At 74.2% G+C, this 4,686-nt stretch carries 6 protein-coding genes; 5 read left to right on the top strand and 1 reads right to left on the bottom strand.

Features of this window, described 5'->3' with window-relative positions; translation table 11 throughout:
* Positions 1-298 (top strand): glycosyltransferase (locus GTW08_RS13060; RefSeq protein ID WP_161151977.1); only part of this gene is annotated, 298 nt, incomplete at its 5' end.
* Between the two features lie 27 nt (positions 299-325).
* Here GTW08_RS13060 and GTW08_RS13055 read toward each other — a convergent pair.
* Positions 326-2,170 (bottom strand): AMP-dependent synthetase/ligase, encoded by a 1,845-nt coding sequence (locus tag GTW08_RS13055; RefSeq protein ID WP_073574271.1) that lies wholly within the window; start codon positions 2,168-2,170, stop codon positions 326-328.
* 205 nt (positions 2,171-2,375) lie between these two features.
* On the opposite strand from GTW08_RS13055, the gene GTW08_RS13050 reads away from it, so the two are divergent.
* From GTW08_RS13050 to GTW08_RS13035, 4 genes are all read left to right on the top strand, one after another.
* On the top strand, positions 2,376-2,792 hold the full coding sequence (locus GTW08_RS13050; protein WP_100878143.1) for a polyketide cyclase / dehydrase and lipid transport: 417 nt from the start codon (positions 2,376-2,378) through the stop codon (positions 2,790-2,792).
* Positions 2,793-2,794: 2 nt separating this feature from the next.
* On the top strand, positions 2,795-3,589 hold the full coding sequence (locus tag GTW08_RS13045; RefSeq protein WP_161151976.1) for a metallophosphoesterase family protein: 795 nt from the start codon (positions 2,795-2,797) through the stop codon (positions 3,587-3,589).
* 20 nt (positions 3,590-3,609) lie between these two features.
* Positions 3,610-4,047, top strand: coding sequence for an SRPBCC family protein (locus GTW08_RS13040; protein WP_161151975.1), 438 nt, complete (start codon positions 3,610-3,612; stop codon positions 4,045-4,047).
* A gap of 43 nt (positions 4,048-4,090) precedes the next feature.
* Positions 4,091-4,686: ArsA family ATPase (locus GTW08_RS13035; RefSeq protein ID WP_346009900.1), on the top strand; the 596-nt coding region annotated here is incomplete at its 3' end.

Raw genomic sequence — 4,686 nt, 5'->3', positions numbered from 1 at the left:
GCTCGACGTCGAGGGGCTGGGGATCGCGCTGCTGGAGGCCGCGGCGTCGGGGCTGCCCGTCGTCGTGGGCGACTCCGGCGGCGCGCCGGAGACCGTCGAGGAGGGTGTGACCGGCCACGTCGTGCCGGGACGTGACGTCGCCGCCGTCGCCGACCGGGTCGCGGACCTGCTCGCCGACCCCGCCCGGGCGACGGCGATGGGCCGCGCCGGACGGGCCCACGTCCGGCGGGTCTGGGGTGGGCCGTCGTCGGCGGCGCGCCTGCACGGCTTCCTGACCGGCGACGACGGGCCGCGCTGAGTGCACGACCCGTCGTCGACGGCGGGGTCAGCCCTTGTCGGCGGTGGTCCCCGCGTAGAGCGCCTCGATCTCGCCGGAGTAGGACTCCACGACGACCTTGCGCTTGACCTTCATCGTCGGCGTCAGCTCGCCGCCGGCCTCGCTGAAGTCGTGCGGCAGGATCGTGAACTTGCGGATCTGCTCGGCCCGCGAGACGGCCTGGTTGGCGTCCTCGACCGCGGCCGCGATCTCGCCGCGCAGCTCCGGGTCGTCGACGAGGTCGGCGGCCGAGCTGCCGTCGCCCGCGGGCTTGCCGTTGCGCTCGCGCCAGCCCGGCAGGGCGTCCGGGTCGATGGTGACCAGCGCGGAGATGAACGGCCTCTGGTCGCCGATCACGATGCACTGCCCGACCAGCGGGTGCGCCCGCAGCCGGTCCTCGAGCACGGCCGGGGCGACGTTCTTGCCGCCGGCGGTGACGATGATCTCCTTCTTGCGGCCGGTGATGGTGAGGAAGCCGGCGTCGTCGAGCTCGCCGATGTCGCCGGAGTGGAACCAGCCGTCGGACTCCAGGGCCTCCTTCGAGGCCTCCTCGTTCTTCCAGTAGCCGCGGAAGACGATGTCGCCGCGCAGCATGATCTCGCCGTCGGAGGCGATCCGGACCGCGCAGCCGGGGACCGGGCGGCCCACCGAGCCGACGCGCTGGGCGTCGAGGGTGTTCAGGGTGATGCCGGCGGAGGTCTCGGTCAGGCCGTAGCCCTCCAGCACGGGCAGCCCGACGCCGCGGAAGAAGTGCCCGAGCCGGCCCCCGAGCGGGGCCGAGCCGGACACCGCGGCCTTGACCCGGCCGCCGACGGCGGCGCGCAGCTTGCCGTAGACGAGCTTGTCGAACAGTGCGTGCCGGGCCTTGAGCAGCAGGCCGGGCCCGCCCGCGTCGAGGGCCTCGGAGTAGGCGATCGCGGTGTCGGCGGCCGCGTCGAAGATCTTGCCCTTGCCGTCGTTGTGCGCCTTGAGCCGCGCGCCGTTGTAGACCTTCTCGAACACCCGCGGCACCGCCAGCAGGAAGGTCGGCCGGAAGTCCGCCAGGTCGGGCAGCAGGGTCTTCACGTCGGGGGAGTGGCCGACGATCGTGCGGGTGGACAGGCAGCCGCACTGGATGGCCTTGCCGAACACGTGCGCGAGCGGCAGGAACAGCAGCACCGAGTCCCCGGGCTCGAACAGGTGCGGGATCGTCGCGGCGATCGTGCGGATCTCGGCGATCAGGTTGCGGTGGGTCAGCTCGCAGCCCTTGGGGCGACCGGTGGTGCCCGAGGTGTAGATCAGGGTGCAGAGGTCGTCGGCGCGCACCCCGCCGCGACGTTCGTGCACCACGTCGTCGGGGGTGTCCGCGCCGAGGCCGCGCAGCTGCTCGACCGCCGAGGGGGCGTCCGGGGCCGACGCGGCAGGCTCGATCTGCCAGACGGTGCGCAGCTCGGGCAGGTCCCCGCGGACCTTCTCCACCGACGCGGCGTGCTCGGCGGTCTCCACGACGATCCCGACGGCGCCGGAGTCGGACACGATCCAGGAGATCTGGTCCGGCGACGACGTCTCGTAAATCGGCACGGTGACCCCGCCCGCGGCGAGGATCGCGTAGTCGAACAGGGTCCACTCGTACCGGGTCCGCGACAGCAGTGCGACCCGGTCCCCGGCCTGCACACCCGCGGCGATAAGCCCGGCGGCGATCCGGGTGACCTGCTCACCGAACTCGGCCGCGGTCACCTCCGACCAGGTTCCGTCCGCGCCCTTGCGGCGGTAGAGCACGTCCGACGGGTGCTGCGCGGCGTTGTCGAACACGGCGTCCGAGAGCGATTCCTCGTCTCCCACGGACACCGCGGCGGGAACGCTGTACTCACGCACGGGGATCGACCTCCTGGCGGCCTCGACAGGCTGAACGCGGTCACCGCGACGGCTGCGGCGACACCTCGGAGCAGAACCTACCGGAGAGTAGGGTCCACGTACATCGATTCGGACATAACGGATCGGTCGGTGGTGCCGCCGGTCCGGTCCGGGCCGCGACGGTACCCGTGACCGGCGCCGTCGCACGGGGTGGCACGCTGACCGGGTGCCCGCGATCGACGTGATCGACGAGACCTTCCTGGCCGTGCCCCGCGAGCGGGTCGCGGCGGAGTTCGCCGACCCGGCCCGGTGGCCGTCGTACTGGCCCGACCTGCGCCCCGAGGTCGCGCACGACCGCGGACCGGCCGGGCTGCGCTGGACCGTGACCGGCGCGCTCGTCGGGACCATGGAGGTCTGGTGCGAGCCGGAGGGCGACGGCACCGTCCTGCACTTCTTCCTGCGCGCGGACCCGGACGGCCCGCCGCCCGGTGGCCGGCTGCGGCGCCGCCGGTGGCTGCGCGCGGAGTCCGACCGGCGGCACCGAGCGTTCAAGGCGCACGCCTTCGCGCTCAAACGGCGCCTGGAGGACGGGCGCCCGGCGGGCGTCGCGCCGTCGGCGTTCCGGCCGGACCGGACGGCCTGAGCGTGCGGCTGCACGTCGTCACCGACGTCCACGGCGCCACCGTCCCGCTCGCCCGCGCCGCCGAGGGCGCCGACGGGGTGCTGGTACTCGGCGACCTGCTGGAGTTCATCGACTACCGCGACCCGACCAACGGGATCATCTCCCGGCTGCTCGGGCCCGAGGTGGCCGCGGAGTTCGGCCGGATGCGCCGGATCGGGGCGCCGCGCGGGCAGATGCTGGGTCTGCTGGAGCGCTCCTGGGCCCGGTTCACCGACCCGGCCGCCGCCGTCGCCGAGGCCGTCGCCGCGCAGTACGCCGAGGTCTTCGGGGTGCTGGGCGGGCTCGGGGTACCGGTCTGGGCGATCCCGGGCAACGTCGACGTCCCCGACGCCTGGCCCGACACCGACGGCGTCACCCGCGCCGACGGACGGGTGGTCGAGATCGGCGGTCGCCGGTTCGGCTTCCTCGGCGGGGTGCCGCTGCCGCCCGGGATCGACCCGCGCCGTACCGGCCCCTGGCGGCCGCACTTCGTGACCCACGAGGACTGGACCGCGCGCCTGGACGCGCTCGGCCCGGCCGACGTGCTGTGCACCCACGTCCCGCCGGCGCACCCGGGCCTGACCTACGACGTCGTCACCCGCCGCGCCGAGATCGCCAGCGCCCCGCTGGCTGCGCGGATCCGGGCCGAGCAGCCGTCGCACGCCCTGTTCGGTCACGTGCACCAGCCGCTGCACCGTCGCGCGCGGATCGGCCGCACCGAGTGCGTCAACGCCGGACACTTCCGCGCGCACGGCACGCCCTACGTGCTCCGGTTCTGACCACCGGATAGCCTCCCGCCATGGCCGACGCGACCTCGTCCTCGATCCACATCGACGCCCCGCCGGAGCGGGTCATGGCGGTGGTCGCGGACTTCGCGTCCTACCCCGAGTGGACCGACCAGATCACCAGCGTCGAGATCCTCGACGCCGGTGCCGACGGTCGCGCCCGCCAGGTCCGCTTCGCGATGGACGCCGGGGCCATCAAGGACACCTACACCCTCGACTACGACTGGGCCGCCGACGACCGCTCGGTGTCCTGGACGCTGGTCAAGGGCGGCATCCAGCGCGCCCAGGACGGCGCGTACCGGCTGGTCGGCGACGCCGGCGGCACCACCGTCACCTACGAGCTCAGCGTCGAGGTCAACTTCCCGATGATCGGGATGCTCCGTCGCAAGGCGGAGAAAGTGATCATCGACGCCGCGTTGAAGGGCCTCAAGCGCCGCGTCGAGAAGGGCTGAGCCGGTCGGCGGCGACCCGGACGCGATCGTTAGGCTCCGCGCTGTGCGCGTCGTGCTCTTCACCGGCAAGGGCGGGGTCGGCAAGACGACCCTGGCCGCCGCGACGGCCGCGCACGTGGCCGGGACCGGCCGGTCCGCGCTGGTCGTGTCCACCGACCCGGCGCACTCCCTCGGCGACGCGCTGGACGCCGAGCTGGGCGCCGAGCCCGCCGAGGTCACCGAGAACCTGTGGGGCGCCCACATCGAGGCCCGGCACCTGCTCGAGGGCGCCTGGGGCGACCTGCAGGGGCACCTGCGCACGATGCTCGCCGGGGCCGGTGTGGACGAGCTCGTCGCCGACGAGCTGACCGTGCTGCCCGGCGTCGAGGACCTCCTCGCGCTGGTCGAGGTGCAGCGCTACGCCGACTCGGGCCGCTTCGACGTCGTCGTCGTCGACTGCGGGCCGACCGCGGAGACGCTGCGGCTGCTCACCCTGCCCGAGGCGCTGTCGGGCTACCTGGAGCGGCTGTTCCCCGCGCACCGCCGCGCCGTGCGCGGCCTGGTCGCCGGGCTCGCCGGGGCCAAGGCCGACGGCGCGGGCTGGGACCGCACGATCGACGCGCTCGGCGTGCTGGCCGAGCAGCTGCGCGGGCTGCGCGG

The sequence above is a fragment of the Pseudonocardia sp. SID8383 genome (genome assembly GCF_009864975.1).
GTDB lineage: Bacteria > Actinomycetota > Actinomycetes > Mycobacteriales > Pseudonocardiaceae > Pseudonocardia > Pseudonocardia alni.
This window is presented reverse-complemented; position numbering and strand designations above follow the sequence as displayed.